The sequence below is a fragment of the Demequina sp. NBRC 110053 genome (genome assembly GCF_002090095.1).
Taxonomy (GTDB): domain Bacteria; phylum Actinomycetota; class Actinomycetes; order Actinomycetales; family Demequinaceae; genus Demequina.
In genome coordinates, this window is sequence record NZ_BBRJ01000002.1 from 1,347,499 (window position 1) to 1,372,935 (window position 25,437).

General features: G+C 70.7%; 26 protein-coding genes. 17 read left to right on the top strand and 9 right to left on the bottom strand.

Annotated features, from left to right (window positions below; genetic code table 11):
* Window positions 1-11: 11 nt before the first annotated feature.
* From B7K22_RS06395 to B7K22_RS06405, 3 genes are read left to right on the top strand one after another with little or no spacing between them, the layout of a single operon-like run.
* Window positions 12-578 carry an SRPBCC family protein gene (locus B7K22_RS06395; protein WP_084039124.1) on the top strand — a complete coding sequence of 189 codons (567 nt, stop codon included), beginning with the start codon at window positions 12-14 and terminating at the stop codon, window positions 576-578.
* A 48-nt stretch (window positions 579-626) separates the two neighbouring features.
* Window positions 627-1,592, top strand: coding sequence for a TIGR03885 family FMN-dependent LLM class oxidoreductase (locus B7K22_RS06400; RefSeq protein ID WP_084039125.1), 966 nt, complete (start codon window positions 627-629; stop codon window positions 1,590-1,592).
* Window positions 1,589-3,244 (top strand): alpha-amylase family protein, encoded by a 1,656-nt coding sequence (locus B7K22_RS06405; protein WP_084039126.1) that lies wholly within the window; start codon window positions 1,589-1,591, stop codon window positions 3,242-3,244. The genes B7K22_RS06400 and B7K22_RS06405 overlap by 4 nt, the downstream gene beginning before the upstream one ends.
* 27 nt (window positions 3,245-3,271) lie before the next feature.
* Here the strand turns inward: B7K22_RS06405 and B7K22_RS11855 are convergent, their stop codons facing one another.
* Window positions 3,272-3,631 carry a YciI family protein gene (locus B7K22_RS11855; RefSeq protein ID WP_234983334.1) on the bottom strand — a complete coding sequence of 120 codons (360 nt, stop codon included), beginning with the start codon at window positions 3,629-3,631 and terminating at the stop codon, window positions 3,272-3,274.
* Between the two features lie 112 nt (window positions 3,632-3,743).
* Between B7K22_RS11855 and B7K22_RS06415 the strand changes: the two genes are divergently transcribed.
* From B7K22_RS06415 to B7K22_RS06435, 5 genes are all read left to right on the top strand, one after another.
* Window positions 3,744-4,082 carry a metalloregulator ArsR/SmtB family transcription factor gene (locus B7K22_RS06415; protein WP_084039127.1) on the top strand — a complete coding sequence of 113 codons (339 nt, stop codon included), beginning with the start codon at window positions 3,744-3,746 and terminating at the stop codon, window positions 4,080-4,082.
* Window positions 4,083-4,108: 26 nt separating this feature from the next.
* Window positions 4,109-5,083, top strand: coding sequence for an SRPBCC family protein (locus B7K22_RS06420; RefSeq protein ID WP_084039128.1), 975 nt, complete (start codon window positions 4,109-4,111; stop codon window positions 5,081-5,083).
* Window positions 5,084-5,130: 47 nt separating this feature from the next.
* Window positions 5,131-5,349, top strand: a complete 219-nt coding sequence (locus B7K22_RS06425; RefSeq protein ID WP_144276365.1) for a DUF4287 domain-containing protein — start codon at window positions 5,131-5,133, stop codon at window positions 5,347-5,349.
* A 62-nt stretch (window positions 5,350-5,411) separates the two neighbouring features.
* Window positions 5,412-5,840: a cupin domain-containing protein gene (locus B7K22_RS06430; RefSeq protein ID WP_084039130.1), complete on the top strand. Its 429-nt coding sequence runs from the start codon at window positions 5,412-5,414 to the stop codon at window positions 5,838-5,840.
* A gap of 133 nt (window positions 5,841-5,973) precedes the next feature.
* Window positions 5,974-7,563: an ABC-F family ATP-binding cassette domain-containing protein gene (locus B7K22_RS06435; RefSeq protein WP_084039131.1), complete on the top strand. Its 1,590-nt coding sequence runs from the start codon at window positions 5,974-5,976 to the stop codon at window positions 7,561-7,563.
* A 99-nt stretch (window positions 7,564-7,662) separates the two neighbouring features.
* On the opposite strand, the gene B7K22_RS06440 is transcribed toward B7K22_RS06435, so the two are convergent.
* The 3 genes from B7K22_RS06440 to B7K22_RS06450 all read right to left on the bottom strand — a co-directional run bounded on the left by B7K22_RS06440 (window position 7,663) and on the right by B7K22_RS06450 (window position 10,958).
* The gene (locus B7K22_RS06440; RefSeq protein WP_234983335.1) at window positions 7,663-9,045 is read right to left on the bottom strand and encodes a cell wall metabolism sensor histidine kinase WalK; all 1,383 of its coding nucleotides are present in this window, start codon (window positions 9,043-9,045) and stop codon (window positions 7,663-7,665) included.
* A 17-nt stretch (window positions 9,046-9,062) separates the two neighbouring features.
* A complete protein-coding gene (locus tag B7K22_RS06445; protein ID WP_084039133.1) occupies window positions 9,063-9,746 on the bottom strand; it encodes a response regulator transcription factor in 684 nt (227 codons plus the stop codon).
* Window positions 9,747-9,983: 237 nt separating this feature from the next.
* Window positions 9,984-10,958: an NAD(P)-dependent alcohol dehydrogenase gene (locus B7K22_RS06450; RefSeq protein ID WP_084039134.1), complete on the bottom strand. Its 975-nt coding sequence runs from the start codon at window positions 10,956-10,958 to the stop codon at window positions 9,984-9,986.
* Between the two features lie 83 nt (window positions 10,959-11,041).
* On the opposite strand from B7K22_RS06450, the gene B7K22_RS06455 reads away from it, so the two are divergent.
* The gene (locus B7K22_RS06455) at window positions 11,042-11,656 is read left to right on the top strand and encodes a TetR/AcrR family transcriptional regulator (RefSeq protein ID WP_084039135.1); all 615 of its coding nucleotides are present in this window, start codon (window positions 11,042-11,044) and stop codon (window positions 11,654-11,656) included.
* 158 nt (window positions 11,657-11,814) lie between these two features.
* The gene (locus tag B7K22_RS06460) at window positions 11,815-12,390 is read left to right on the top strand and encodes a dienelactone hydrolase family protein (protein WP_084039136.1); all 576 of its coding nucleotides are present in this window, start codon (window positions 11,815-11,817) and stop codon (window positions 12,388-12,390) included.
* A 77-nt stretch (window positions 12,391-12,467) separates the two neighbouring features.
* On the opposite strand, the gene B7K22_RS06465 is transcribed toward B7K22_RS06460, so the two are convergent.
* Complete coding sequence (locus tag B7K22_RS06465) at window positions 12,468-13,904, bottom strand: MFS transporter (protein WP_144276272.1); 1,437 nt, start codon at window positions 13,902-13,904, stop codon at window positions 12,468-12,470.
* 78 nt (window positions 13,905-13,982) lie between these two features.
* Between B7K22_RS06465 and B7K22_RS06470 the strand changes: the two genes are divergently transcribed.
* The 5 genes from B7K22_RS06470 (at window position 13,983) to B7K22_RS06490 (ending at window position 19,195) form a co-directional block, all read left to right on the top strand.
* A complete protein-coding gene (locus B7K22_RS06470) occupies window positions 13,983-14,609 on the top strand; it encodes a TetR/AcrR family transcriptional regulator (protein ID WP_084039138.1) in 627 nt (208 codons plus the stop codon).
* 111 nt (window positions 14,610-14,720) lie between these two features.
* Window positions 14,721-16,208: an AlkA N-terminal domain-containing protein gene (locus B7K22_RS06475; RefSeq protein WP_084039139.1), complete on the top strand. Its 1,488-nt coding sequence runs from the start codon at window positions 14,721-14,723 to the stop codon at window positions 16,206-16,208.
* Window positions 16,208-16,702 carry a methylated-DNA--[protein]-cysteine S-methyltransferase gene (locus B7K22_RS06480; RefSeq protein WP_084039140.1) on the top strand — a complete coding sequence of 165 codons (495 nt, stop codon included), beginning with the start codon at window positions 16,208-16,210 and terminating at the stop codon, window positions 16,700-16,702. The genes B7K22_RS06475 and B7K22_RS06480 overlap by 1 nt, the downstream gene beginning before the upstream one ends.
* A gap of 75 nt (window positions 16,703-16,777) precedes the next feature.
* Window positions 16,778-18,628, top strand: coding sequence for a hypothetical protein (locus tag B7K22_RS06485; RefSeq protein WP_084039141.1), 1,851 nt, complete (start codon window positions 16,778-16,780; stop codon window positions 18,626-18,628).
* Window positions 18,629-18,802: 174 nt separating this feature from the next.
* Entirely contained in the window at window positions 18,803-19,195 is a 393-nt protein-coding gene (locus B7K22_RS06490) for an FKBP-type peptidyl-prolyl cis-trans isomerase (RefSeq protein ID WP_084039142.1), read from the top strand.
* Here the strand turns inward: B7K22_RS06490 and proC are convergent.
* Together proC and B7K22_RS06500 are read right to left on the bottom strand one after the other, a co-directional pair.
* A complete protein-coding gene (gene proC, locus B7K22_RS06495) occupies window positions 19,192-20,034 on the bottom strand; it encodes a pyrroline-5-carboxylate reductase (protein ID WP_084039143.1) in 843 nt (280 codons plus the stop codon). The genes B7K22_RS06490 and proC overlap by 4 nt on opposite strands.
* Before the next feature lie 73 nt (window positions 20,035-20,107).
* Window positions 20,108-21,298, bottom strand: a complete 1,191-nt coding sequence (locus B7K22_RS06500) for a hypothetical protein (protein ID WP_084039144.1) — start codon at window positions 21,296-21,298, stop codon at window positions 20,108-20,110.
* A gap of 83 nt (window positions 21,299-21,381) precedes the next feature.
* On the opposite strand from B7K22_RS06500, the gene radA reads away from it, so the two are divergent.
* Complete coding sequence (radA, locus tag B7K22_RS06505; RefSeq protein ID WP_084039145.1) at window positions 21,382-22,755, top strand: DNA repair protein RadA; 1,374 nt, start codon at window positions 21,382-21,384, stop codon at window positions 22,753-22,755.
* Window positions 22,756-22,761: 6 nt separating this feature from the next.
* Here the strand turns inward: radA and B7K22_RS06510 are convergent, their stop codons facing one another.
* Complete coding sequence (locus B7K22_RS06510; protein ID WP_084039146.1) at window positions 22,762-23,376, bottom strand: hypothetical protein; 615 nt, start codon at window positions 23,374-23,376, stop codon at window positions 22,762-22,764.
* A 56-nt stretch (window positions 23,377-23,432) separates the two neighbouring features.
* On the opposite strand from B7K22_RS06510, the gene B7K22_RS06515 reads away from it, so the two are divergent.
* Window positions 23,433-24,311 (top strand): A/G-specific adenine glycosylase, encoded by an 879-nt coding sequence (locus B7K22_RS06515; RefSeq protein ID WP_084039147.1) that lies wholly within the window; start codon window positions 23,433-23,435, stop codon window positions 24,309-24,311.
* A 47-nt stretch (window positions 24,312-24,358) separates the two neighbouring features.
* Here B7K22_RS06515 and B7K22_RS06520 read toward each other — a convergent pair whose 3' ends face one another.
* Complete coding sequence (locus B7K22_RS06520; RefSeq protein WP_084039839.1) at window positions 24,359-25,375, bottom strand: aldo/keto reductase; 1,017 nt, start codon at window positions 25,373-25,375, stop codon at window positions 24,359-24,361.
* Between the last annotated feature and the right edge of the window lie 62 nt (window positions 25,376-25,437).

A 25,437-nucleotide genomic window follows, 5' to 3' on the forward strand; every position in this document is an offset into this window, starting at 1 on the left:
GACTGGCGAGCATGGATGATGCGACTCCCGTCGACACGGGTCCTGAGGCCTCGGGTCCTGAGGCCTCGGCTCCTGGTCACTCGAGGCCGATCGATCCAGCCGACGAGGGTCGGGTGATCGAGCTCGACGGCGTGGCCGTGCTGCGCTTCGAGCGATCGCTCGCTGCTTCCCCCGAGCAGGTGTGGGCGGCCGTCACGGAGGCCGATGCGACGGACGCCTGGGCGTTCCGCATGACCCTTGAGCGTCGTCCCGGTGGCACGGTGGAGTTCGATGTCGACGGCGAGACCTCGTCCGGTGACGTGCTCGCCTATGACGAGCCGCGCGTGCTCGAGTACGCGTGGGGCGGACCGGGAGGCAGATGGCACGTGTGCCTCATGATCGATGAGGAGGGCGATGGCGGCTCGCTGCTGACGTTCGACCACCTCGCGCCGGACCCCAGGGATCCGGACTTCGCGGCCGGCTGGCACTGGCACCTGGACCGTCTGGAGCAGTGGCTCGCGGGCGAGCGGCCGGCTCAGGTCTTCAGCGACGCGCACTTCGACGAGCTGCAGCGGCTCTACTCGCTCGCCGAGGGGTGACGACGGGGCTGGGGGCATAACCCCAGGTCGGAAGGAGTTGGCACGGTCATGGCTGACATCGGATTCCACGCCTCGCACGAGCAGATCTCGCCACGTCAGCTGCTCGCCGACGTGCAGCGAGCCGAGCAGGCGGGGTTCACCTCGGCGATGTGCTCGGATCACTTCTCGGCGTGGTCGGAGCGACAGGGCCAGTCCGGGTTCGCGTGGTCGTGGCTCGGTGCAGCGCTCGCCAGCACGTCACTACGCTTTGGCGTCGTCAATGCACCCGGACAGCGCTACCATCCCGCGATCGTCGCGCAGGCGATCGCGACCCTCGACCAGATGTTCCCCGGCCGGTTCTGGGCGGCGCTCGGCACGGGCGAGAACTCCAACGAGCACATCACGGGGGACGCGTGGCCCCGCAAGGAGCACCGCAGCGAGCGGCTGCGCGAGAGCGTGGACATCATCCGAGCCCTGCACGCGGGCGAGACGGTCAGTCACGAGGGCCATGTGACCGTGCATCGTGCCCGGCTCTTCACGCTGCCCACCGAGCCGCCGCCGCTGGTGGGGGCCGCCGTCTCGGAGGAGACGGCACGGTGGTGCGCCGAGTGGGCGGACGGACTCATCACGGTCGGCATCGATCCGCGCGGGGTCGCGCGCATCAAGGACGCCTACCGCGAGGCGGGCGGGCGCGGCCCGGTGACGCTGCAGCTGCACCTCAGCTGGGCTCCCACGGACGACGAGGCGCTCGCGATCGCCCACGATCAGTGGCGCTCCAATGTGTTCGCACCGCCGGTGTGCTGGGATCTGGCGGAGATCGCCCACTTCGACGAGGTCTCCAAGCACGTGGAGCCCCGTCACATGCACGACGTCGTGCGTATCTCGGCCGACCTGGACCGCCACGCCCAATGGCTCCGCGAGTATGTCGAGGCCGGCTTCGATGCGGTGATGCTCCATCATGTCGGACAGGAGCAGGAGGCCTTCATCGATGCCTTCGGACAGCACGTGCTGCCGCAGGTGGGGGTGAGCGCGTGAGAGCCTCGCGCACCGCCGACCTGTGGTGGAAGAACGCTGCTGTGTACTGCCTGGACGTCGAGACCTATCAGGACTCGAACGGCGATGGGATCGGCGACCTCCCTGGGCTGACGAGCCGCATCGAGCATCTGGCGCGCCTGGGCGTGACGTGCCTGTGGCTGATGCCGTTCTATCCCACGGAGGAGAGGGACGACGGCTACGACATCACGGACTACTACAGCGTCGACCCACGACTGGGGACGCTGGGCGACTTCGTCGAGACCATGCGCACCGCGAAGGAGCACGGCATCAGGGTGATCGCTGACCTGGTCGTCAACCACACGTCGGACAAGCACCCGTGGTTCGTCGAGTCGCGCTCGTCGAAGTCGAATCCCAAGCGCGACTGGTACGTGTGGCGGGACGAGCCGCCGGCCGACGGCCCGCAGGGCGTGATCTTCCCCGACAAGGAGGACAGCCTCTGGGAGCGCGATGGCCGCACCCGGCAGTACTACCTGCATCGCTTCTACAAGCACCAGCCCGACCTCAATGTGACCAATCCTGAGGTGCGCGACGAGATCGCCCGCGTGATGGGCTTCTGGATGGAGCTCGGACTGTCGGGCTTCAGGGTGGACGCGGTGCCGTTCCTGCTCGAGACGGATGGCGCGCGTGACCAGGCCGGCCTGCCGGACCCCCACGACTTCCTGCGGTCGCTGGCGTCCTTCATGAATCGCCGTGCCGGCGGCTCCGTGCTGCTGGGCGAGGTGAATCTGCCGCACGAGGATCTGATGCCGTACTTCGGCGACGGCGGTGACGAGCTCATGATGGCCTTCGATTTCCCCGGGATGCAGGCGATGTACCTGTCGCTCGCCCGCGAGGACGCCGGTGCCGTGCGGCGGGCCTACGAGCAGCGTCCAGCGCCGCCGCGCGACGGCCAATGGGCGACCTTCGTGCGCAACCATGACGAGCTCACGCTCGACAAGCTCACCGATGCCGAGCGCGAGGAGGTGTTCGCGGCGTTCGGCCCGGACCCGGACATGCAGCTGTTCGGCCGTGGGCTGCGCCGACGACTGCCGAGCATGCTGGGCGGCGACATGGATCGCATCCGCATGGTCTACTCGCTTCTGTTCTCGCTGCCCGGCACGCCGGTGCTGTACTACGGCGAGGAGATCGGCATGGTCGAGAACCTCGAGGTGCCTGGCCGGCTCGCAGTGCGAACGCCGATGCAGTGGTCGCCAGGCCCCGGAGGAGGCTTCACGACGGCGGACGAGGCGGACATGCCGGCTCCGATGCCTGCCGGTCCGTCCGGGCCCGACCATGTCTCCGTCGACACGCAGGTGGAGGACCCGGACTCACTGCTGACGCACATGCAGCTCTTGATCCGCCGTCGCCGCGAGGCCCCGCACCTGGGGTTCGGGCAGGTGCGGTGGATCGAGACCGACGAGCCGGCGCTGCTGGTGCATCAGTCCTCCCTCGACGGCGAGAGCGTGGTGGCCGTGCACAACCTGGGCTCGCGTCCCGTGGAGGCGACCTTCCTGGTCAGCGACATCGCTCAGGGCACCGAGCTGCGCGACGCGCTGCACACCGGCGAGGGTGTGCCGGACGCGGTCGTGGTGGGCGAGGACGGAGCTGTCGAGGTCACGCTGCCGCGGTATGGCGCGCGTTGGCTGCGCTGAGGCTCCCAGGTCTGCGCCGTGTGGCAGTCAGTCCTCGCCGATGATGGGCCCGCCAAAGCTGTGGACAGGGCGCACCTCGACGCGGCCCCCATGCGCGGCGGGATTGCGACGAGCAAGGTCGATCGCGTCCTCCAACGAGGCAGCCTCGATGAGGGCGAACCCGGCGATCCACTCCCGAGTCTCGGCGAAGGGGCCGTCGGTGACGAGGGTCGCTCCGTCACGCACGCGCACCGTGCGAGCCGCCTCCCTCTCGTCGAGCCGCACCCCGAGGTCGTAGGCGCCGCGACCGCGCGCGAACTCGAACCAGCTGTCCATGGTGGGCGCATTCGCCTCGTCGGCGGCCGAGTGCTCGTCGTCCCCGTGGATGATCATCATCACGTACTTCATGCGTGCCTCCTCGTCGGGGCCGCGCGGCCCCGTCACCATCCTGACGAACGAGCGGGCCGACGTTCGACACAACTCTTGACACGCGCGTCGGCCCGTCGTAATGTACAACCAAATGGTTGTACAAGCAGACCTTACCGACGACGAGGTGGACCGGATCTTCCGGGCCCTCGCCGATGCGACGCGCCGCGACATCGTGCGTCGCACCCTGGGAGGAGAGGCCTCGGTCTCCGAGCTCGCCTCCGAATACCAGATGTCCTTCGCGGCGGTGCAGAAGCACGTCGCGGTGTTGGAGGGAGCCGGTCTCGTGACCAAGCATCCCCATGGCCGTGAGCGCAAGGTTCGCGGCAATCCCGAGGCGATCCGCCGGGCACAAGCCCTGCTTGACCGCTACGAGCAGATCTGGCGGACGCGCATCGACAAGCTCGACGCGCTGCTCGCCAGCGATGACTAGCCGCACCTCTCACGAAAGGCACGATCATGCCCATCACGTCTGTCAACAAGGACCCCGGGTCCCTGACGATGACCGTCATCGCGGACTTCGCCGCGAGCCGCGAGCGCCTCTGGGAGGCCTACGTCGACCCCCGGCAGATCGAGAAGTTCTGGGGTCCGGAGGGATGGCCAGCGACCTTCACCCGCCACGACGTCTTCCCCGGTGGGCGCAGCGCCTACTACATGACCGGCCCCGACGGCGAGAAGTCCGGCGGGTTCTGGGAGTTCCTGTCCGTCGATCCGGGCCACTCCTTCGAGGTGCGCGACGGCTTCGCCACCGATGACGGCGAGGAGAACACGGACATGCCGAGCATGCGCATGACCTTCTCCTTCGAGGACCACGAGGGCGGGTCACGGCTCACCACCACCACATGGTTCGGCACCGCCGAGCAGCTCGAGCAGCTGCTCGAGATGGGCATGGAGGAGGGCATGACGTCCGCCATGGGCCAGATCGACGAGGTGCTCGCGGATCTCGCCTCCTTCGCGGCCGGCAACGGCGCGGAGCTGCAGGTCCTGTCCGACACGCAGATCCGCGTCTCCCGCGTCATCAGGGGCTCGGTCGAGCTGGTCTGGCGCGCGCACCATGAGTCCGAGCTGATGAAGCAGTGGCTGCTCGGTCCTGACGGGTGGTCGATGCCGGTGGCCGAGCCCGCGACCGAGGTGGGGCAGACGTTCCGCCAGGAGTGGGCGCCCGACGAGGGAACGGAGGGCGAGCCCTTCGGCTTCACTGGCGAGCTGCTCGAGGTGGAGGCTCCCTTCCGCGCCGTCACCACCGAGCGGATGATCGGCATGGAAGGGGAGCCGAGCATCAACGAGCTCACGCTCACCCCTCACGCGGACGGCACCCTGCTCACGCTCGTCATCACCTATCCGAGCGCCGAGGTGCGCGACATGGTCATCGGCACCGGGATGGTCGACGGCATGGAGACCTCGTACGCGCGCCTCGAGTCGGTGCTCGCGTGACGACCGCCGACACCCCAGCCGGGGGCCACCGCGTGGTGGCCCCCGAGCTGGACCCGGACGTCAAGGTCAAGGGACCCGCCTCGTACTTTCCGAGCATCGAGAAGAAGTACGGCCGCCCCATGCAGGACTGGCTCGACCTGATCGCCGCGGAGCTCGATGCGGGCAAGCGCCACATGGAGGTGGTCGAGCAGCTCAAGGCCGAGCACGGCATGGGCCACGGCCACGCGAATGCCGCCGTGGCCTACGTGAAGGCCAAGCTCGCCTGACGGCGCCTCGCTCCTCGAGCGTGGGAGGGGGGCGCGCTGCCGCGCATGCCAGACTCGGAGCCATGACCGATTACCAGCGCATCGACATGGGACCCCTGGATCAGTGGCGCGAGCACTTCGGTGGCTTCGTGCCCGACCGCTCGCGCGACGGGCGCCGCGTCCTCGACCACGAGCTGCCGATGCAGTTCATCGGCGTCACGGCGAATTCCCTGGTGCCGGGGGAGGAGGCGGGCTACTGGCACGCGCACACCTCGGACGAGGAGCTGTACATCTTCCTGACCGGGGCGGGCCAGATGGGGCTTGACGACGACGTGATCGACGTCGGTCCCGGCACCGCGATCCGCGTGGGACAGGGCGTGATGCGCACGTGGCGCGCGCTTCCCGACAGCGAGGGTGCGCTCACGTGGCTCTGCATCCGAGGCGATGGGGACGACCTGCCGCACCTGCCCGACGATGCGCATCGCATCACCGACGTGCCGATGCCGTGGTGACCAGCGCTCGGGCGTCGCGTACCCTTGACCTGTCGCACCCCCCGACCGTGAGGACGATCCGTTGAAGATCTAGGTTCGCCAGACGCTCAGTCTGGCCACGCGCACTCCGCTCCCAGACGCATTGCGAGAACCTATGCCTTCCCTGTCCTTCACTCAGCTCTCCTACTCCTGGCCCGACGGCACGCCGGTGCTCGACGGCGTCACCGGAACCGTCGACTCGGGCCTGAGCGCGTTGGTAGGCGCCAACGGCGTCGGCAAGTCGACCCTGCTGCGCCTGCTCGCCGGCGACCTCGAGCCGTCCGCGGGCTCCCTCTCCCGCCCGGCGTCCGTCACCTACGTCCCGCAGGACGTCGCGTTGCACGCTGAGCGGAGGGCCGATGCGGTCATGGGGCTCGAGAGCGTTCGCGCCGCCATTCGCGCGGTCGAGTCGGGCGACGCGGATCCGGACCACTTCGACGTCATCGGCGATGACTGGGATGCGGAGGAGCGCGCCGCCGCGACGCTCGCGTCGCTCGGGCTGCCTCCCGACACGCTCGAGCGCACCGTGGGCGAGCTGTCGGGCGGCGAGATCACGCGCCTCGCGCTCGCCGCGGCGCTCCACGCCCGGCCCGACGTCCTGCTGCTCGACGAGCCCACCAACAATCTCGATGGGGAGGCGACCCGCCACGTGATCGAGGCGCTGGCCGCCCGCCCTGGCGCGACGCTCGTGGTGTCGCACGATCGCCGAGTGCTGGCGCGAGTGGGCGCGATTGGCGAGCTGCGGCGCGGATCGCTGCGGTGGTTCGGCGGCGCGATCGACGCGTACGAGGAGGCTCTGGCGGTCGAGAGGGCCGCCGCCCAGCAGGACCTGCGCACCGCGCGTGCCGACGTGAGCCGGCAGCACCGCGAGCTCCGCGCGCACGTCGAGGGCGCAGCGCGGCGCTCGAAGGCGGGCGCAGCCAAGGCCGAGAACGCGGCGAAGATCCTCGTCGGCGGCAAGCGGCGTCAGGCCCAGGTCACGATGGCCAGAGTCACCGGCGTCCACGAGGACCGGCTTGCCGACGCGCGCGAGCGACTCGACGTCGCGCGGGCGGCGGCCGACGGCGACCGTGAGATCCGAGTGGAGCTGCCAGGCACCGCGGTGCCCGCGCGGCGAGACGTCGCGACGCTCGCGGACGTCGAGCTGCGCACGGGCACGGTGGTGCGCGCCGCGATCCAGGGGCCCGAGCGGATCATCCTGTCGGGACGCAATGGAGCGGGCAAGACCACTCTCATCGAGACCCTGCTCGGCACGGTGGCGCCGCGCTCAGGCGAGGCGCGCGTGGATGTCCCGGTGGGCCTCCTCCCTCAGCGTCTCGACGTGCTCGATCCGTCGCTGACGGTGGCTGAGAACGTCCGGGCCTCGGCATCGGGCGCGTCGCCTCATGAGGTGCGTGAGGCGCTCGCGCGCTTCCTGTTCCGCGGCAGCGGCGGCGACGCCGTCGCGAGCACGCTGTCGGGTGGCGAACGGTTCCGGGCGGCGCTCGCATCGGTGCTGCTGGCGCGGCCTGCGCCGCAGCTGCTGATCCTCGACGAGCCCACGAACAACCTCGACTTCGCTTCGCGAGCGCACCTGATCGAGGCGCTTGAGGACTACCGTGGCGCGCTCCTCGTCGTGAGCCACGACGCCGAGTTCGTCGAAGCGCTCGCGCCCACGCGCGAGTGGCGGGTCGATGCGGGCGGCTTCCACGACCGGCCTCGGTAGGCGCTCCGTCCCCCTGGCAGGGACCCGACAACATCATGCGCGGGGACCCGTGCCCAGGAATCGGGGCCGGAGTCGACGCCGCGGCGCCGATGCGGTGGCTCAGCCGCGCGGCAGCGTGAAGGTCACCGTGGTGCCGGCTCCCTCGATCGAGTCGACCGCGAGCGCACCGCCATGCGCCTCGACGATGGCGGCCGTGATCGCGAGGCCAAGGCCGGCCCCGCCCGTCGCACGCTGACGCGAGGCGTCACCGCGCACGAACCGCTCCGTCGCTCGGGCGGCGATGGCGGGGGACATCCCTGGCCCATCGTCGGCGATCGTCACGCGTGCACCGGCGTCGAGCTGCGCGACGGTGACGGTGACCTCAGTGCCGCCATGAGTCGCGGCATTGGTGAGCACGTTGAGGAGCGCCTGTCGCAGGCGGTCGGGATCGGCGACGACTGCCGCGGCATCGCTCGACACCTCGAAGGTCGTGTCGGGGAAGGCAGCGACGGCGCCAGCGACGGTGTCGGCGACGAGCGCGGCGAGGTCGATCTGTTCGAGCGACAGCTCGGGCTCGGCGTCGTACCTCGCAAGCTCGAGCATGTCGTCGACGAGGCGCTTCATGCGCAACGCCTCCGCCTCGGTGCGCGACCACGCATCGGTCTGGTCTGCCTTCAGGCGCAGCGCCCCGCGGCGGTGCAGCTCCGAGTAGCCCAGCACCGTCGTGAGGGGCGTGCGCAACTCGTGGGAGGCGTCCGCGACGAACTCCCGCAGGCGCATCTCCGAGCGTTCGCGCTCCTCGAGCGACGACGTCAGCGTGCCGATCATCGCATTCAGCGAGGCGGCGAGCTCGGCGGACTCGCTGCCCGACCCGGCTCCCTCGAGCCGCACCGCCAGGTCGCCGTCGGCGATGCGCGCGGACGCGTCGACCATGCGGCGCATGGGGTTCACTCCCAGTCGGATCACCCACCACGCGACGACGGCGAGGCCCGCGAGCATCAGCGCGATGCCGATGGCCTCGATGGTGATGAGGCGCTGCATGGCGGCGTTGACGTCGTCCATGGACATCGCCGTGATGTCCCAGCCGTTGCCCGCTGGCCGCGCGAGCACGCGGAACTCGCCGCCGCCCGCCTCGGCCGGCACGGTGAGGTAGGTCGCCTGGTCGGGGTCGAGCGCGGCCACCTCGATGTGCGGAAGCGACTCGGGCGCGTTCTCGACGTTGGGCCTGAGGAAGACGTACGCCTGGCCGTCGGCGCTCACGTAGCCGCGAAAGGCATCCGACGGCCGGTCGAGGTCGCCAGGAGGCCCGCCACGCAGATCCTGGATCGGCTGATCGATGGACGACGGACCGGCGAAGCTCGCGAGGCGGTCATCGAGCTGATCCACCTGGTAGCTCGTCGTAGAGGCGGTGACGATGACGGCGACGACGATGGCGACGGCCGCGATCGCCCCGAACCCCGCGATGACTCGAGCCCGCAGCGACATGCCGCGCCGCTTAGGCACGCGCATCGGCTCCTCGCTCACGGCACCCTCAGCGCATATCCCGCGCCGCGCACGGTGTGGATCAACCGCGGCTCGACGGTGTCGACCTTGCGGCGCAGGTATCCGATGTACGTCTCGACCACGCCGGGATCGTCGTCGGCTGAGTAGCCCCACACCGCCTCGAGCAGCTGGCCGCGCGAGAGGACCCGGCCCACGTTGCGCATGAGGTGGCCGAGCAGGCGGTACTCGGTGGGTGACAGATGGATCTCGACGCCGCCGCGGGTGACTCGGTGAGCGACGTCGTCGAGCACCAGATCGGCCACGGCGTAGGTGTCCGCCGCCGAGGGCGACCGCTCGACTCGCCGCGAGACCGCCTCGACCCTCGCGACCAGCTCGTCGAGGTTGAACGGCTTGTCGAGGTAGTCGTCGGCGCCGATGGTGAGCCCCTCGACCTTGTCTGCGGCCGAGTCCCTGGCGGTGAGGAAGATGATCGGTGTCCTGTCGCCTCCCTCGCGCAGCCGGCGGCACATGGCGAAGCCGTCCATGGTCGGCATCATCACATCGAGGATGATGAGGTCCGGCTGGCCCTCGCGCACCGCACGCAGGCCCTCGGCGCCGTCGCGGGCCTGCGCGACGGCGTATCCCTCGTACTTGAGGGCGGCGGCGAGCATGGTGCGGAGGTTGTCCTCGTCGTCGACCACGAGGATGCGTCGGTCTGGCATGTCCTCAGTCTCACACCCCTGCCTGGGAGTTCGCTGAGACCTGGTGCAGCGACGCTGGGGAGCGGCGCGCCAGCAGTGGATGCCACCTGTGCACCCGCAGCAACGCCCCCCACATCCGGCGAAAGGGATCCGAATCGCTGATCCAGGCCCTCGAGCCAGCGACGTGGATCCCTTTCGTTGGTCTCGAGGGTGGCGGGCGAGGGGGACCGCCGCGTGCTGCGAGCCGAGCGGCAGTGCTCAGTCGCCGACGGCGATGACGAGCTTGCCCGCCACGTGCCCGTCCTCGAGCACCCGGCAGGCCTGGGCGGCGCGGTCGAGAGGATACGTCTCCTGGACGACGGGCGTCAGCGAGCCGTCCGCGAGCCAGTCAGCGAGCTGGGCCAGGTCGCTCTGAACGACCTTCGCGAGCATCATCCCGTGGTCGACGCCCGTGAGCCTGCCGCCGATCTGCCGGCGTACCAGCGGGCCTCCTGGTCCCAGCAGCCTGCCACCAGCGACCGCCCCGACGGTCACGACCCGGCCGCCTTGCGAGAGCAGCGCGCGGAGGTCGCGCAGTGCCGCGGTCGCGACCGTGTCGATCACGACGTCGTAGGTTCCGTCGGGGCGCTCGGCCTCGTCGTACGCGAAGACCCGGTCCGCCCCCAGGCGCTCGACCAGCTCGCGGTTGCGACTCGAGCAGACCGCCGCGACGCGACGGGCACCGAGCGCGCGGGCCACCTGCACCGCGGTGTGCCCGACCCCGCCGGAGGCGCCCCACACGAGGACGTCCTCCCCGCCTACGAGCGCCGCGGTGTCTCGAAGCGCCTGCAGCGCGGTCAAGCCAGCCATGGGCGTCGCTGCCGCGGACTCGAAGCTGACGTCATCGGGGATCCTGGCCACCGCATCGGCGCTCGCGACCGCCCACTCGGCGCATGCGCCGGTGCCGATCTCCGCCATCACGCGGTCGCCCGTCGCCCAGCCGGTCACGTCAGTGCCGACGGCCTCGACGGTGCCGGCGAGGTCTGCCCCCAGGATGCGCGGCTCGCGCACTCTCCAGCCCTCGGAGGCCCGCAGGATGAGCGGCTCGCCCCGGTACTGATGCCAGTCGTAGGCGTTGAGCCCGGCAGCTGCGACCCGGATCAGCAGGTCACCCGGTCCGGGCTCGACGGTCGGAACGTCGAGCACTCGAAGATCCTCGTTGGATCCGTAGCGGTGGTAGGCAACGGCGCGCATGAGCGCCTCCTTGACTTACGGTGTAAGGGACGAGACGACGGTACACTTACGCTGTAAGTCAGTCAAGGGTTCGGGAGGTCGCGGTGGCCAGAGGCGTCCTCTCGCGCGCAGCCGTCATCGACGCGGCCATCGCCATCGCGGACGAGGAGGGGCTGCGGGCGCTGTCGATGCGCCGGCTCGGCGAGGCGCTCGGGGTCGAGGCGATGAGCCTGTACCACCACGTCGCCAACAAGGACGACATCCATCACGGCCTGGTGGACCGGGTCTGGGAGCAGGTCGACCTCGCCCGTGACGAGACTGACTGGCGCGCCGCGCTGCACCGTGTGTGCGGCTCGGCGCATCGCGCGATGCTTGCCCACCCCTGGTTCTTCGCCCTGCCCATCACCTATGGCGGCGAGTCCAGGCTGCACGTGATCGAGGCGATGCTCGCCCATCTCGACCATGGCGGCGTGCCACCTGAGCTCGCCTTCCATGCCCAGCACGTGCTCGACGGGCACGTCTTCGGGTACTCGTGGCAGGCCATCGGCTTCGCCGACCTGGAAGCGCTGCGCGACCAGGCCGATGACACCCTCGCCCGCATCTCCGCGACAGCCTTCCCCTACGTCCGGGCGCACGCGCGCCAGCACTTCGACTCGCCTCCACCCGGCGATGGGTTCGCGGTCGGGCTCGATCTGATGCTCGACGGACTGGTTCGGTAAGAACGCCTCGCGCCTGAGGCCCAGCGGCCCGCTCCCACCGCGCGCGCACGCCTGAGGGGCCCATGCAGGACCACGCCTGACGCCTGGCCCCGGCACATGTCTGTCGCGAGGGGTAGCGTCAGACACGACAGAACGTTCCGCACGTACCTGGAGGTGTCATGGCGACCATCGTCCTGCTGCACTCGGCGCTCGGGCTCACCAGCCATGTCCACGCGTGGGCCGAGGCCCTCCGCGACGACGGCCATGTGGTCGAGACGCCCGATCTGTTCGGCGGCGAGACGTTCCACGACCTGCAGTCGGGTGTCGCATTCGCCGACGGTCATGGAGGCCCTCCCGTCTTCGTCGAGCCCGCGATCGCGCAGATCAGGGACATCGATGGACCCGTGGTCTACGCGGGCTTCTCCTTGGGCGCGTGCGTCGCTCAGCTGCTCGCGCTGCGCAGGGACGATGCGGCAGCGGCGATTCTCGTCAGCGGACTGATCTCGCCCGAGTGGCTCGAGAGCGAGGCCTGGCCGCCGGGCGTGCCGGGTCAGCTCCACCGCACCGAGTCCGACGAGTGGTGCACCACGGAGGAGGCGGAGGCGCTGATCGCCGCCTCCGGCGGCGAGCTCGTCGACTTCGTCTACCCGGGAGATGCCCATCTGTTCGCCTTCGAGGGATGGAGCGAGTACGACTCCGAGGCGTCACATCAGCTCTTCGAGCACGTCACCGACTTCCTGGCGACGCTCGAGTAGCAGTCGCGTGCGCCGCCAGACGAGCCGATGCGCGAGTGGGGTCGAGGGGAGGCCTCACCCGCGCATCGGCGTGGCGGTCAGTGCGCGGGTACGAGCGCTGGCTCCAGCTCTGGCGAGCGGCGCCGGGCCGCCTCCTGCGCCCGCTTGTGCGAGGGCAGGAACAGGCCGATGACCGTCGCGACTGCGAGAGCCGCCGCACCCACGTAGACCGCGTCGGAGGCGGCATCGGTGTAGCCGGTGGGGGTGAACTCTCCGCCGGCGGCCGCGAACACGGCGGCGAGGACGGCGACCCCGAGCGCGACGCCGATCTCGCGCACGGTCGAGTTGGTGCCGGAGGCCTTCGCGTGGTCCTCGTCGCGCATGTTGGCAAGCACCGCCGTCGCTGATGGAGCGAACACGAGCGCCATGCCGATGCCGCACAGGAGGAACGCGGGCACCAGGGAGCCGTAGGAGGTGGACGGTTCCATGATGGACGCGATCCAGGCGAGGCCCACGGCCTGCATCGCGAGGCCCGTCACGATCAGCGCGCGTGTCCCCACGCGCGGCGTGAGCATGCCGGTGAGGGGCGCGATGAACAGCGGTGCGAGCGTCCACGGCATGGTCATGACGCCGGCGGTCAGGGGCGAGTGGCCCTGCACGACCTGGAGGAACTGGATCAGGATGAACACCGAGCCGAACATGCCCAGGCTGAAGACGAGCCCCACGCCGTTCGCGGCGCTAAACGAGCGGTCCCGGAACAGCGCGAGGGGCAGCAGCGGCGCGGTGGCACGACGCTCCCACAGCACGAAGGCGATCAGCATCGCGCCGCCGCCGATGAGGCCAGCCAGCACCTGGCCGCTGGTCCAGCCGGCCTCGTTGCCACGGACGATGCCGAAGACGACGCCGAACACGCCCGCCATGCCGAGCAGCAGCCCCGCGACATCGGGGCGCACCCGGTCGCCGTAGGTCTCGCGCAGCGCGTAGCGGACGAGCGGCAGGGCGAGCACGCCCACCGGCACGTTGAGCCAGAAGATCGCGTGCCAGCTCAGGCCGTCGACGACCGCGCCGCCGATGACGGGGCCCAGCGCGACGCCCAGGCCGGCGACGCCGCCCCAGATCCCGATGGCGAGAGGCCGCTGCCGCGGATCGACGTTGGTCGACAGGATCGCGAGCGACAGCGGCAGCAGCGCGGCGGCACCGATGCCCTGGAGGGCGCGGGCGCCGATGAGGAACTCGGGGGAGGTGGCCAGAGCGCACAAGATGGACGCCGCCGTGAACAGCGCGATGCCGCCCATGAAGACGCGACGGCGCCCCCAGCGGTCGCCCAGGGCGACGGCCATGAGGATGAACGACGCGAACGACAGCGAGTACGCGTTGATGAACCACTGGAGGTGCTCGAGGCTCGCGTCGAGGTCGGTGGCGAGAACGGGCAGGGCGTTGGTGACGACGAGGTTGTCGAGCATCGCCATGAACATCGGAAGCGATGCTGCGGCGATCACGAGGGCGAGCGGAGCTCGTTGTGCCGTGGGTGACATGAAGGTGCCTCTCATCTGGATGTAATCAACTGATAACTACTGGGAGCTACGCTAGTAATCGATTGATAACATGTCAACATGTCTGAAGAAATGCGTCCGCGACTCACTGCCGAGGAGCGCCGCGAGCAGATCCTCGCCGCGGCATCGGTGGTGTTCGGCGAGCGCGGCTATGCGGGCGGCACCACGGACGCCATCGCCAAGGAGGCGGGCGTCTCCCAGGCCTACGTGGTGCGCATGTTCGGCGGCAAGGAGAACCTGTTCCGGGCGGCTGCGGATCGCGCCGCAGCGCGAGTGCGGTTCGCGTTCCGCGACACGATCGCCGGGTTCAGAGGCGACGAGGACCTCGACGAGAAGCGCCTGGCGCTGTCCATGGCGTACATCGGGCTCATGGCGGACCGCGGCCTGCTGCTGACGCTGCTGCACCTCTTCTCGCTCGGCCACGACCCCGTGCTTGGACCCGTCGCCCGCGACTGCTTCCTCGACGTGTTCCGGGTGGTCAGGGATGAGGCTGGCTTCACCGGACCCGAGGCGACGGAGTTCTTCTCGCGGGGCATGCTCACCACCGTGCTCCTCGCGATGCGCATCCCCGACAGCGCTGGACGTCCCGAGGCGGACGAGCTGATGTCCTGCGCCTTCGGGGAGCGCACCACCGACCTCATCTCGCTCATGCAGGGCCAGGTGCCGCTCGACGACGCGGCGCGGTAGCGGCGCCACGTTGCGCCGCAGCATGGGCCGGCAGAGCGCCAGATGGCGAGCGACCGCAGCGATGGCTGAAATCCGCTAGCGGGGCGCCATGCCGTGAGGCACCCTGGTCCCATGACCGCCGCCGACCTCGACTTCGACGCGTGCTATGCCGCCGCCTCCGGTCGCGACGCGCGCTTCGACGGGCAGTTCGTCCTCGCGGTGAGCTCCACCGGGATCTACTGCCGCCCCAGCTGCCCGGCGCGCACGCCCAAGCCCGCGAACTGCGCCTTCTTCCGCACGTCGGCCGCGGCGCACCGAGCCGGGTATCGGGCCTGCAAGCGATGCCTGCCAGAGGCGGTTCCTGGCAGCCCGGCGTGGAACACGCGGGAGGATGTCGCGGCGCGAGCCATGCGGCTCATCGCCGGTGGAATCGTGGATCGCGAGGGCGTCCCAGGCCTGGCGTCGCGGCTGGGGTACTCGACACGCCAGCTCACCCGCACCCTGACCGAGCAGCTGGGCGCAGGACCGCTCGCCCTCGCCCGGGCACAGCGGGCGCAGACGGCGCGCCAGCTCCTCGTGGGCACGGCGCTGCCGGTGAGCGACGTCGCCTTCGCCGCCGGATTCACCAGCATTCGTCAGTTCAATGACACCATCGCGGAGGTGTTCGCGATGACCCCCACGCGGCTGCGCGAGGCGTCACGTTCCGCGCCGAGTTCCCAGCAGTCACCAGGCACGCTCGCGCTGACGCTGCGGGCGCGCGAGCCCTTCCGGGGCGCCGATGTGCTGCAGTGGATGACGCTGCGGGCGCTCGATGGCCTGGAGCTCGCGACAGACCGCGGCTTCGAGCGCTCGTTCCGGCTCGCCCGGGGCGCGGTCACCGCGTCCATGACCCCCACGCACGATGCCCTCGAGGTGAGCGCACGGCTCGAGAGCCTCGCCGACCTGCCTGAACTGCTCGCGCGCCTGCGCCGGCTCTTCGATCTCGACGCGGATCCTCTCGCCATCGACCAGGCGCTCGCGCGTGACCCGCTGGTGGCGCCGTCGGTGCGCGACGCCCCGGGGCTGCGCATGCCGGGCGCGGCGGACGCGTTCGAGATGCTCGTGCGCGCGATCCTCGGCCAGCAGGTGACGGTCACGGCCGGCCGCACAGCCGCGCAGCGCCTGGCCGACGCCCTGGGCGAGGACCTGCCCGCCGCCGTTGCGACCGAGACGGTGACCCGCGGCTTCCCCACCGCGCAGGCGATTGCCGACCACGGCGCCGAGGTGGTCCGCGGCCCGGCTGGCAGGACCCGGGCACTGACCGAGGCCGCGCGTCGCGCGGCCGCAGGCGACCTCACGCTCGATCCCGGCCGCACCCTCGCGGACCTGACGAGTGACCTGGAGGCTATCCCGGGCATCGGTCCGTGGACCTCCAACTACGTGGCGCTCAGGGTGCTGGGCAGCCCCGACGTGCTGCTCACGGGAGATGTGGCCGTCCGCGCCGGTGCGCGGGCGCTGGGCCTGCCGCACGACCCCCGCGGCCTGGCTGACTACGCCGAGCGCCACCGCCCGTGGCGCAGCTACCTGATGATGCACCTGTGGCGGGCGGCAGCGCCAGCAACGACAGTGAAGGAGACCTGATGCTCTCGTACGAAACGATCGACACCCCCGATGGCCCCTTCACGGTCGTCGAGCGGGACGGCGCCGTGGCCGCCGCAGCCTGGAGCGCGGACCCGACCGCCGTGGCGACCCGAGCGAACCTGCTGGGCCCGGAGCCGGGTGAGTGCGCATCGGCCCTCGACGTGCGCGCCTACTACGCAGGGGACGTCGATGCGCTCGCTGACGTGCCGCTCGACCTCGCCGGTACCGAGTTCCGGCGACGGGTGTGGGACGCGCTGCGAGCAATCCGTGCGGGCCAGACGCGCACGTACGGTGCACTCGCCGATGCGCTGGGAAGCCCCGGCGCCAGCCGCGCCGTGGGGGCGGCGTGCGGCGCGAACCCGATCGCCCTGTTCGTGCCGTGCCACCGGGTGACGGGCGCAGACGGCTCGCTCACCGGATTCGCGTGGGGAGTCGACCTCAAGAGCTCACTCCTCGAGCGTGAGCGCTCGGCGAGGGTACGCGACACCGCGTAGCACGCTGAGCCTGGTCGGCCATCAGCGACCGAATTGCCCCTTGTGTCCCGGTTTCCCCGAGAGGACGATGGGCTCATGGTGTACGCACCCAAGTTCGCGGTGTATCAGCTCGACCAGCCCGACGTGACATTGACGCCGACCACGGACGAGGGCCTGGCAAGAGCATTCTTCGCCGACCCCCAATCCGTCGCCGCGTACTGGAGCGACGTCACGTTCGGGCACGTCGATCTGACCACCTCCGAAGTGCTGCCACGTGCCGCGTATCCCGGGCCGGCGAACGTGGTGGACCGAACAGTCCTCCTCAAGCACGTCGTCGACGGCATCGAGGCAGGGTCGGGAGCTGACGCGCTCGACGGCTTCCACGCAGTGTTCGTGGTGATCAATCCCGGGGTATTCGACCATCCACACCCTGACTACGACCCGCTCGACCCCACGACACCGGAGTTCGACTCGCGACCGCTGCGCGGCTTCGCTTGGGTCCTGCCGGACGGACGGCCCGTCGCCGTGATGGCTGCCGAGGCGGTGGTGTTCAGGACCATGTACCACGAGGTGGGGCACATGCTCGGCTTCGAGCACCCGTTCGGACTGTTCAATGCCGCCAAGGACGACCTCTCGACGGCGCCGGTCGAGACGTCGACGGAGTACGGGTCTCCCTACGACGTCATGGGGATGCGGGGTCAGGAGGATCCGAGCCACGCCCCGCGGTGGTGGGCCGTGCGCACCACGTTCGCAGGCACCGCCATCGCCGGATGGGGGGGACCGCTCGAGGACCAGCTGGGGCCTGCGCTGTCGAGAGCTCAGCTCCATTGGCGATGGCCCGAGGCGCTCACGCACCGTGTGACCGAGCGGCCGCTGCCGGCCGGAGGGGGCCAGACGAGCGTCACCGCGCGCGCGATGGACAGGCGTGTCGTCGTGCTGCGGTCCTCGACGGACGCGACCAATCCCACGATGCGCACCTACGTGGAGTACCGGTCCGCCACGGGGTGGGACGCGGGGTTCGCGAGCGACGTGAACGACTCTGACGGCGAAGGCGTGGTCGTCCATGTGCTGCGGCACACCCCATCCGGCTGGCGACTGGTGTACGGGGGTGCCGTGCTGCGCCACGGCGCCGACAGGGACGTCGACATCTGGGGCACCGGCATGACCCTCACGGTCGACGAGTGGATCGATGGCGGAGCGGACGTTCGCGTGGCCGTCCACCGCAACGTCACTCAGGTGACTCTCGCGGCGGTGGCGGAGATGGGCGCGCTCGGCGAGCCGATCGGGGCCATCGAGAACGTGCCGACCGGATGCGGAACGTACTACCGCCGCGGTACCTGGGCGACGAGCACCCACGCCGTGATCGAGGCTCGATCTGTAGGATCGGGCGGCGCAGGCGAGTACTCGGGCCCCCCACCGGCGATGGTGTGGGCCGTCGCCGGACGGGTCCTGAGCGCGAGCGCGGGCGTCGTGCTCGCGACGGGCGGAGCGAGGGTGACGTACTCGCTCGACGCGTTCGGCAAGGTGCTGATCCTGGACTCGGAGTCTGGGGACACCTTGACAGTAGATGTCGAGGCCTGGGTCGAGGGCAATCCGGCGCGCAAGGGCTCTGCGACCCTGGAGATCTCGGGAAGCTACACGGGAATCCACCCGTCCGATTGGCACATCGAGCTCGACTGCATCGAGCAGTCGATCCCCATCAACCTCGAGTGGCTCCGCCTCCCCACGAAGCCCATCCCGCTCGAGTTCGGAGCCTTCGACTGGCAGATCGAGCGCGACAGGGCGACCTGGGTCGATCGTCAGCGTCTGCTCCTGCGCGAGCTGCGCACCGTCCACGACGTCGACGTCTCGCCGATCGACGGCCTCATCGACGCCCGACTGCAGTCACTGTCCTCGCCCTTCGACCTCACCCGCTTCCGCGTCGGCGGTCCAGCCGGGCCCGGCTGAGCGGGACCGCGTGCCGCACTCGACGAGCAGCGCGACCGGTTGGAGGGCAGGCTCGCCGGCCACCAGCGGATGCTGCGGTTCCCCATCGCGTGGCTGTAGACCTGCGCGCGGGGCGCAAGTGCTGATCGAGTCACCTAGGCTGAAGGCGAACCCCTAACCATCCGAGGAGCAGCCATGTCCCTTCCCCAGATCACCCGCGACGACGCCGGCGCGCCATCCGTCGACTTCGACGGCGCCGTCAAGCCCGACGGCCTCATGGTCGAGGTGCTCGAGGCGGGCGGCGGTCCCGACGTCGTGGAGGGGCAGCAGATCACCGTGCACTACACCGGGTGGCTGTGGGACGGCGCGAAGTTCGACTCGTCGTGGGACCGCGGCGACACCATCTCGTTCGGGCTCGCGCGCGGCTCGCTGATCGAGGGCTGGGTCAACGGCCTGGTCGGCCAGCCGGTGGGCTCGAAGGTGCTGCTCGTGGTGCCGCCCGAGCAGGGCTACGGCGACCGTTCCATGGGCCCGATCCCTGGCGGATCGACGCTGGTGTTCGCGATCGACGTGGTGGACGCGCGCTAGCGCGACAGCTCGTCGCCCAGCTCGCGCGATCGGGCCGCCGCCGCCTCGGCTCCCGCGGCGATCACGTCCGGTAGCCCCGCCTCCTGCATCGCCTCCAGCGCCGCGATGGTGGTCCCGCCGGGCGAGCTCACGCGCTGGCGCAGCACGCTCGGGGAGTCGCCCGACTCCTGGAGCAGGCGTGCGGCCCCCACGAACGTCTGAGCGGCGAGCTGGGTGGCGAGCGTGGAGTCGAGCCCCTGCTTGACGCCCGCCGCCGCCAGAGCCTCGACCACGGCGTAGAAGTACGCAGGGCCGGAGCCGGACACCGCGGTGACCGCGTCCATCTGGTCTTCGCTGTCGAGGACGACGACCATGCCCGTCGCGCTCAGGATCGAGGCGGCGAGGGCAAGGTGACCGTCGCTCGCGCCAGCACCGGCCACGATGGCGGTCGCGCCGTGCGCGACGATCGCGGGCGTGTTGGGCATGCAGCGCACCACCGGCGCGCCGTGGGGAAGGCGCTCCTCGTAGAACGTCGTCGACAGTCCAGCGGCGACGGTCAGCACCAGCGCGCCCTCGCGGTACGTGGTGGAGATGTCCTCGAGGGCCGCCGCCGCGTCCTGCGGCTTGACTGCGACCACGATGGCCTCGGCGCCATCCGCAGCCTCCGCGATCGACTCGCTGACGACAACGCCGTGAGCCTCGGCGATGGCGTCGCGCCTGGCGGCGTCTCGCTCCGCGACGACGATGCTCTCCGCGGGCCACCCGCCCACTCTCAGGGCCGTCACGATCGTGCCTCCCATGACGCCGCCGCCGATGACGGCGACGCGTGGGGACTGTTCGGCAAAGGCGTCTTCGCTCATACAGCCAGGCTAGTACGCCCGCCGAGGAGCCAGGGAACGGCCGATGCGCGGGCACGTGCCCCGGCGCCCGTCACTAGAGGGGGAACAGCTCGTAGAACTGCTCGATCTGGTCCGCCGGCCCCGTCAGCACGAACACCGCAGTGCCATTGCTCCACACGATGGAGTCGCCAGTCTCACCGGTGACGCTTGCGCGTTCGCCGACCTGCGTGCCGCCCGCCTCGACAGGCTGTCGTTCCGAGCCCGTCGCCGCGAGGGCCTCGAACTGCGCTGCGGCGTCCTCCGCGTCGTAGTGCTGGATGGCGCGCACGGCGAGGTCGGTCGTGCCGTCCGAATAGGTGAGGTCGTCCACCTCGGCCGCCCGCACCTCGAGCCCGGCGTCCTCAGGAGCAGGGGTGGCGATCCCGGTCAAGGCGTAGGCGCCCACGGTGGCGGGCATCGCTGCCTGGAACGCCGTCGGCTCCTCGATGGCGATGGGATCGATCGTGGCCGATGCGGCGGGCTCGACCAGCACGGGCGGCGTGAGTGCGACGGGCTCGTTCATGGGCGCGAACAGGAGGTAGAGCACGTAGCCGACTCCCGTCATGACGAGCAGCCCGACGATGACGAGGAACGGCGTCGAGCGCCACCACGGCTCCGGAGCACTGCCCTCATCGCGGCTTCCAGCGTCCCCGGCGTCGCCGTCGGCGGCGTCCGGCTGTGCGGACGGTGCGGTGCCGATCGCCACGCCGAACGGAGGAGTGTAGGTGGGCTCGCTCTCGCCAAGACCGTCGAGAGCGCGATCGTCGAGGGGCGGCGGAGAATCCGGGCGCGGCTCGGCATCCGACGGTGAGCGCGCAGCCATGGCCGCGGGCCCCACGGGGGAGAAGGCCAGAGGAGCGGAAGGAGCGACGTGGCCGGCCACCGGTGACGCCGCGACGCTCCCCGAGCGCACGCCCGCCGCCTGCAACGACGCGCGGTGCACCGCAGCGTCGCCGAGGTCGCGGATCGGGTCGGTCAGCGCCGCGCTCGCCGCAGCCTCGTCCAGGCGCTCGGGCGTCGACCCGTGCGGCGTCCCCCCGATGGTGGGCATGATCTCCTCATGCGGCGGCGCGGGCACCGGTGCGACCAGGTCCGCATCGTCGGCCTCGATCGGGCGCGGCACCACCGGGATGGAACCGGTGGTGGGCGCCGGCGGCTTGGACGGTGCCACGGGCTCACGGCCCGCGGGACCCGCGATGATCTCATCCCAGGGTCGCGACCCTGAGGGGGGCGTCGTGTTCGCCATGCCGACCAGCGTACGCGGGACGCCCAGCCGCGACGGGAGCCACGCGAGACGAGCGTGTCCGACGCTGCGGCTAGCGTGAGGTTATGGCCACCTCCTCCCGCACCGCGAAGCCCGCCTACCACTGCACGGAGTGCGGGTGGTCGGCCGTCAAGTGGGTCGGACGGTGCGGCGAGTGCCAAGCGTGGGGAACCGTGGTCGAAGCGGGCGCCGCCCCGGCGGGTCCGGCGACTCGCGCGACCGCGGCGACCACGCCCGCGCGACGCATCGGCGAGATCGAGCCGACCGCTGCGGAGCGGCGACCCACTGGCGTCGCAGAGTTCGATCGGGTGCTGGGCGGAGGGCTCGTCCCCGGAGCGGTGGTGCTGCTCGCAGGCGAGCCAGGAGTGGGCAAGTCGACGCTGCTGCTCGATGTCGCCGCACGATCGGCGCGCGGAGGGCGCGCGGTGCTGTACGTGACAGGTGAGGAGTCTGCGGGCCAGGTGAGGCTTCGGGCCGAGCGCATCGGCGCCCTCGACTCGGGCCTGCTGCTCGCGGCCGAGACGGACCTCGGCGCGGTGCTCGCGCACATTGAGTCCGAGGACCCGGCACTGGTCATGGTGGACTCCATCCAGACCATCGCCTCGGCCGCCGTCGACGGCACGGCGGGCGGGATCAGTCAGGTGCGCGAGGTCGCATCCGCACTCATCCAGGCGGCCAAGCGCCAGGGATTTCCGATGGTCCTGGTGGGCCATGTCACGCGCGAGGGCACGGTCGCGGGGCCGCGGTTGGTCGAGCATCTGGTGGACGTGGTGTGCCAGTTCGAAGGCGAGCAGCACTCCCAGCTGCGCATGCTGCGCGCGATCAAGAATCGCTTCGGGTCGGTCGATGAGGTTGGCTGCTTCCAGCTGCTCGACTCCGGCATCGAAGGCGTCGCGGACCCGTCGGGCCTGTTTCTGTCGCGGGAGGGCGCCCATGTCGCGGGCACCTGCGCGACCATCACCATCGACGGCAAGCGGCCGCTCCCCGCCGAGATCCAGGCGCTCGTGGCTCCCAGCGCGCTGAGCAACCCGCGCCGCGCCACCTCTGGCATCGACTCCTCTCGGGTCGCGATGATCCTTGCCGTGCTGCAGCGGCGGGTGGGCGTCGCCGTGGCGGCGGACGACGTCTACGTGTCGACCATCGGCGGCGCGCGCGTGACCGAGCCCGCAGCCGATGTCGCGCTCGCGCTGGCGCTCGCCTCCGCTCGGGAGGATGCCCCCGTGCGCGATGGTCTGGTCGCGATCGGAGAGGTCGCGCTGTCGGGCGCGATTCGCCCCGTCACGGGCATGGGGCAGCGGGTGGCCGAGGCCGCCCGCCTGGGCTTCACGGAGGTGCTCATCCCGGCCGCGGCATCGATGCCGACGGCGCCCGCTGGCGTCACGGTCCACGCGGTGTCGACGCTGCGCGATGCCGTGGAACGGGCCGTGCCGCGAGGCTGAACCCGCCTAGTCGACCAGGAGGAAGTCGGCCTCTGCCGCGGCGATGCCGGCGATCGCGATGGCGGACCAGTAGGTGCCCGCGGCCGCGTTGCCCTGCGCCTCGCAGGCGTCGTCGTAGCGCTGGCCCGTCCACGTCGCCTGGACGGCCTCGCGGTCTCCGGGCTGCAGGATCCACTCGGCGGCGTCGAACAGCGGGGTGTCGGGGCACCATACGGAGTCGTAGTAGACGTCCTCACCCGAGCGGATCGCCATGGACGTGCCGTCTGCCGTCGTCGACAGCAAGCACGCCGCCGATCCGATGTGCTCGATCGACACCTCGAAGGCCGGCATCGAGCCGACGTTGACCTGCGTGGGCGACGCGACGGCGCCCACCCGCACATCTTCGGCCGTGCAGGGGCGAGAGGGGTCGTTCTCGCCCGCCGCTCCTGCGGACTGGGTCACGGACGGCGAGGTGGTCGTGTCGGGCGCGGGCGTCTCCCCGTCGCCTCCGCCAGACGTCAAGCCGCGGATCAGGAGCCAGACCACGACCGCGAGCACGGCGATCGCGATCAGCACCACCGCACGGCGGACCCAGTAGACGTTGGGCTCCTCGTCGCCCACCGGGTTGCGGAGTCCCTTCACGTCACGCTCCTCTCCTCGTTCACGGTAGCCCTCCGGCACCGCGAGACAATGAAGCCATGCCGAGCCGCTCCGACACCGCGATGGTCCAGGACGTGATCGAGTGGTTCGCAGGGCAGGCCCGCGACCTCCCGTGGCGCCATCAGGACCGGTCGGCCTGGGGTGTGCTCGTGTCCGAGGTGATGCTCCAGCAGACGCCGGTGGTTCGAGTCGAACCCGTGTGGCGCGCGTGGATGGAGCGGTGGCCCGATCCGGCGAGCATGGCCGTCGCCGGCCAGGCTGACGTGGTTCGCGCCTGGGGACGACTGGGGTATCCGCGCCGCGCGCAGCGGCTCTGGCTGTGCGCGCAGGCCATCGTCGAGCGCCACGGGGGCGAGGTCCCGCGCGACGGCGAGGCCCTGCTGGCACTGCCAGGGGTCGGCGAGTACACGGCGGCGGCCGTGCGCGCGTTCGCGTTCGGAGAGCGCGCGGTCGTGCTCGACACCAATGTGCGGCGCGTGATCGGCCGCGCGTGGCGCGGCGAGGCGCATCCTCCGTCGCACCTCACGCGGGGCGAGCGAGACGCCGCCGCGTCCCTCGTCCCCCTCGATGCCGCCGAGTCCGCCGCCTGGAACGCGGGCGCCATGGAGCTGGGCGCTCTCGTCTGCGTCGCGCGCGCGCCGCGATGCGACGAATGCCCGCTGCGGTCCGACTGCGCATGGGTCGAGCTGGGTCGTCCTGGTCTGGGCGAAGGGTCGGGCAGGACGCAGTCGTGGCACGGCACGGACCGTCAGGTGCGTGGGCGCATCATGGCCGTGCTGCGCGACGCGCAGGAGCCCGTCACCGTCGCTGCGCACCCCGCCCTGCGGGACGTCGACCCGGGTCAGCTCGCTCGCTGCATGCGCTCACTCGTACAGGACGACCTCATCCGTGCCGCGGCCGACGGCCACACGCTCTGACGCGGACCCGCGCATCGGCGCTCCGTTGTCAGACGCCGGCGACCTCCCTAGCCGGAGTGGTGCGTGCCGTGCACGGCGTGAGGCTCGATGGCTGCGATCTCCTCGTCCGTGAGCGCAGGGAAGTCGAGCGACGCCACCGAGTCGCGCAGCTGCCGAGCGCTCGACGCTCCCACCAGCGCGGACGTCACGTGGTCGCCGCGCAGCACCCACTGGATCGCGAGCTGCGCGAGCGTCTGGCCACGTCCCTGCGCGATGTCGTTGAGCGCACGCGTGCGCTCGAGGTATGTCTCCGTCAGCTGCTTCTCCTGCAGGAACTGCGAGTGCGTGACGCGCGATCCCTCGGGCACGCCCTGCAGGTAGCGGTCCGTGAGGAGCCCCTGGGCGAGCGGAGAGAACACGATCGAGCCGACGCTCTCCTCCTCGAGCGCGCCGATGAGGGCGTCCTCGGGCGAGCGCTCGTACATCGAGTACGAGAACTGGTGGATGAGCAGCGGCGTGCCGAGCTCGCGCAGGATGCCGATCGCGGTGCGGGTGTCCTCCGCCCCGTAGTTCGAGATGCCCGCGTACAGCGCCTTGCCCGAGCGCACCGCCTGATCGAGAGCCATCATCGACTCTTCGATGGGCGTGTCAGGGTCGGGGCGGTGGTGGTAGTAGATGTCGACGTAGTCGAGGCCGAGGCGCTGCAGGGACTGGTCGAGCGAGCTCAGCAGCGTCTTGCGCGAGCCCCACTCGCCGTACGGCCCTGGCCACATGTAGTAGCCGGCCTTGGTCGACACGATGATCTCGTCGCGGTACGGAGCGAGGTCCTGGGCGAAGATGCGTCCGAAGTTCTCCTCGGCGGAGCCCGGCGGCGGGCCGTAGTTGTTCGCGAGGTCGTAGTGGGTGACGCCCAGGTCGAACGCGGTGCGGATGGTGTCGCGCATGGTGTCGGTGTCGTTCGCGCCGCCGAAGTTGTGCCACAGGCCCAGGCTCACTCCTGGGAGGCGGAGCCCGGAGCGTCCGCAGCGGCGGTACTGCATGGTGTCGTAGCGGGTGTCGTCGGCGACGAAGGGGTCGTGAGTCATGAGCACCACCCTACGGCCCGCATCGCCGCTCCATGTCCGGTGCGCAACGGCAACGCGAAAGG

Excerpts from the sequence above, each read along its gene's own strand:
- B7K22_RS06430 (WP_084039130.1), top strand. The coding sequence starts at position 5,412 with ATGACCGATTACCAGCGCATCGACATGGGACCCCTGGATCAGTGGCGC.
- B7K22_RS06450 (WP_084039134.1), bottom strand. The coding sequence starts at position 10,958 with ATGCGCGCCGTTGCCTACCACCGCTACGGATCCAACGAGGATCTTCGA.
- radA (WP_084039145.1), top strand. The coding sequence starts at position 21,382 with ATGGCCACCTCCTCCCGCACCGCGAAGCCCGCCTACCACTGCACGGAG.
- B7K22_RS06465 (WP_144276272.1), bottom strand. The coding sequence starts at position 13,904 with ATGTCACCCACGGCACAACGAGCTCCGCTCGCCCTCGTGATCGCCGCA.
- B7K22_RS06480 (WP_084039140.1), top strand. The coding sequence starts at position 16,208 with ATGCTCTCGTACGAAACGATCGACACCCCCGATGGCCCCTTCACGGTC.
- B7K22_RS11855 (WP_234983334.1), bottom strand. The coding sequence starts at position 3,631 with ATGAAGTACGTGATGATGATCATCCACGGGGACGACGAGCACTCGGCC.
- B7K22_RS06395 (WP_084039124.1), top strand. The coding sequence starts at position 12 with ATGGATGATGCGACTCCCGTCGACACGGGTCCTGAGGCCTCGGGTCCT.
- B7K22_RS06515 (WP_084039147.1), top strand. The coding sequence starts at position 23,433 with ATGCCGAGCCGCTCCGACACCGCGATGGTCCAGGACGTGATCGAGTGG.
- B7K22_RS06400 (WP_084039125.1), top strand. The coding sequence starts at position 627 with ATGGCTGACATCGGATTCCACGCCTCGCACGAGCAGATCTCGCCACGT.
- B7K22_RS06520 (WP_084039839.1), bottom strand. The coding sequence starts at position 25,375 with ATGACTCACGACCCCTTCGTCGCCGACGACACCCGCTACGACACCATG.
- proC (WP_084039143.1), bottom strand. The coding sequence starts at position 20,034 with ATGAGCGAAGACGCCTTTGCCGAACAGTCCCCACGCGTCGCCGTCATC.
- B7K22_RS06470 (WP_084039138.1), top strand. The coding sequence starts at position 13,983 with ATGTCTGAAGAAATGCGTCCGCGACTCACTGCCGAGGAGCGCCGCGAG.
- B7K22_RS06415 (WP_084039127.1), top strand. The coding sequence starts at position 3,744 with ATGGTTGTACAAGCAGACCTTACCGACGACGAGGTGGACCGGATCTTC.
- B7K22_RS06485 (WP_084039141.1), top strand. The coding sequence starts at position 16,778 with ATGGTGTACGCACCCAAGTTCGCGGTGTATCAGCTCGACCAGCCCGAC.
- B7K22_RS06445 (WP_084039133.1), bottom strand. The coding sequence starts at position 9,746 with ATGCCAGACCGACGCATCCTCGTGGTCGACGACGAGGACAACCTCCGC.
- B7K22_RS06490 (WP_084039142.1), top strand. The coding sequence starts at position 18,803 with ATGTCCCTTCCCCAGATCACCCGCGACGACGCCGGCGCGCCATCCGTC.
- B7K22_RS06500 (WP_084039144.1), bottom strand. The coding sequence starts at position 21,298 with ATGGCGAACACGACGCCCCCCTCAGGGTCGCGACCCTGGGATGAGATC.
- B7K22_RS06420 (WP_084039128.1), top strand. The coding sequence starts at position 4,109 with ATGCCCATCACGTCTGTCAACAAGGACCCCGGGTCCCTGACGATGACC.
- B7K22_RS06460 (WP_084039136.1), top strand. The coding sequence starts at position 11,815 with ATGGCGACCATCGTCCTGCTGCACTCGGCGCTCGGGCTCACCAGCCAT.
- B7K22_RS06435 (WP_084039131.1), top strand. The coding sequence starts at position 5,974 with ATGCCTTCCCTGTCCTTCACTCAGCTCTCCTACTCCTGGCCCGACGGC.
- B7K22_RS06475 (WP_084039139.1), top strand. The coding sequence starts at position 14,721 with ATGACCGCCGCCGACCTCGACTTCGACGCGTGCTATGCCGCCGCCTCC.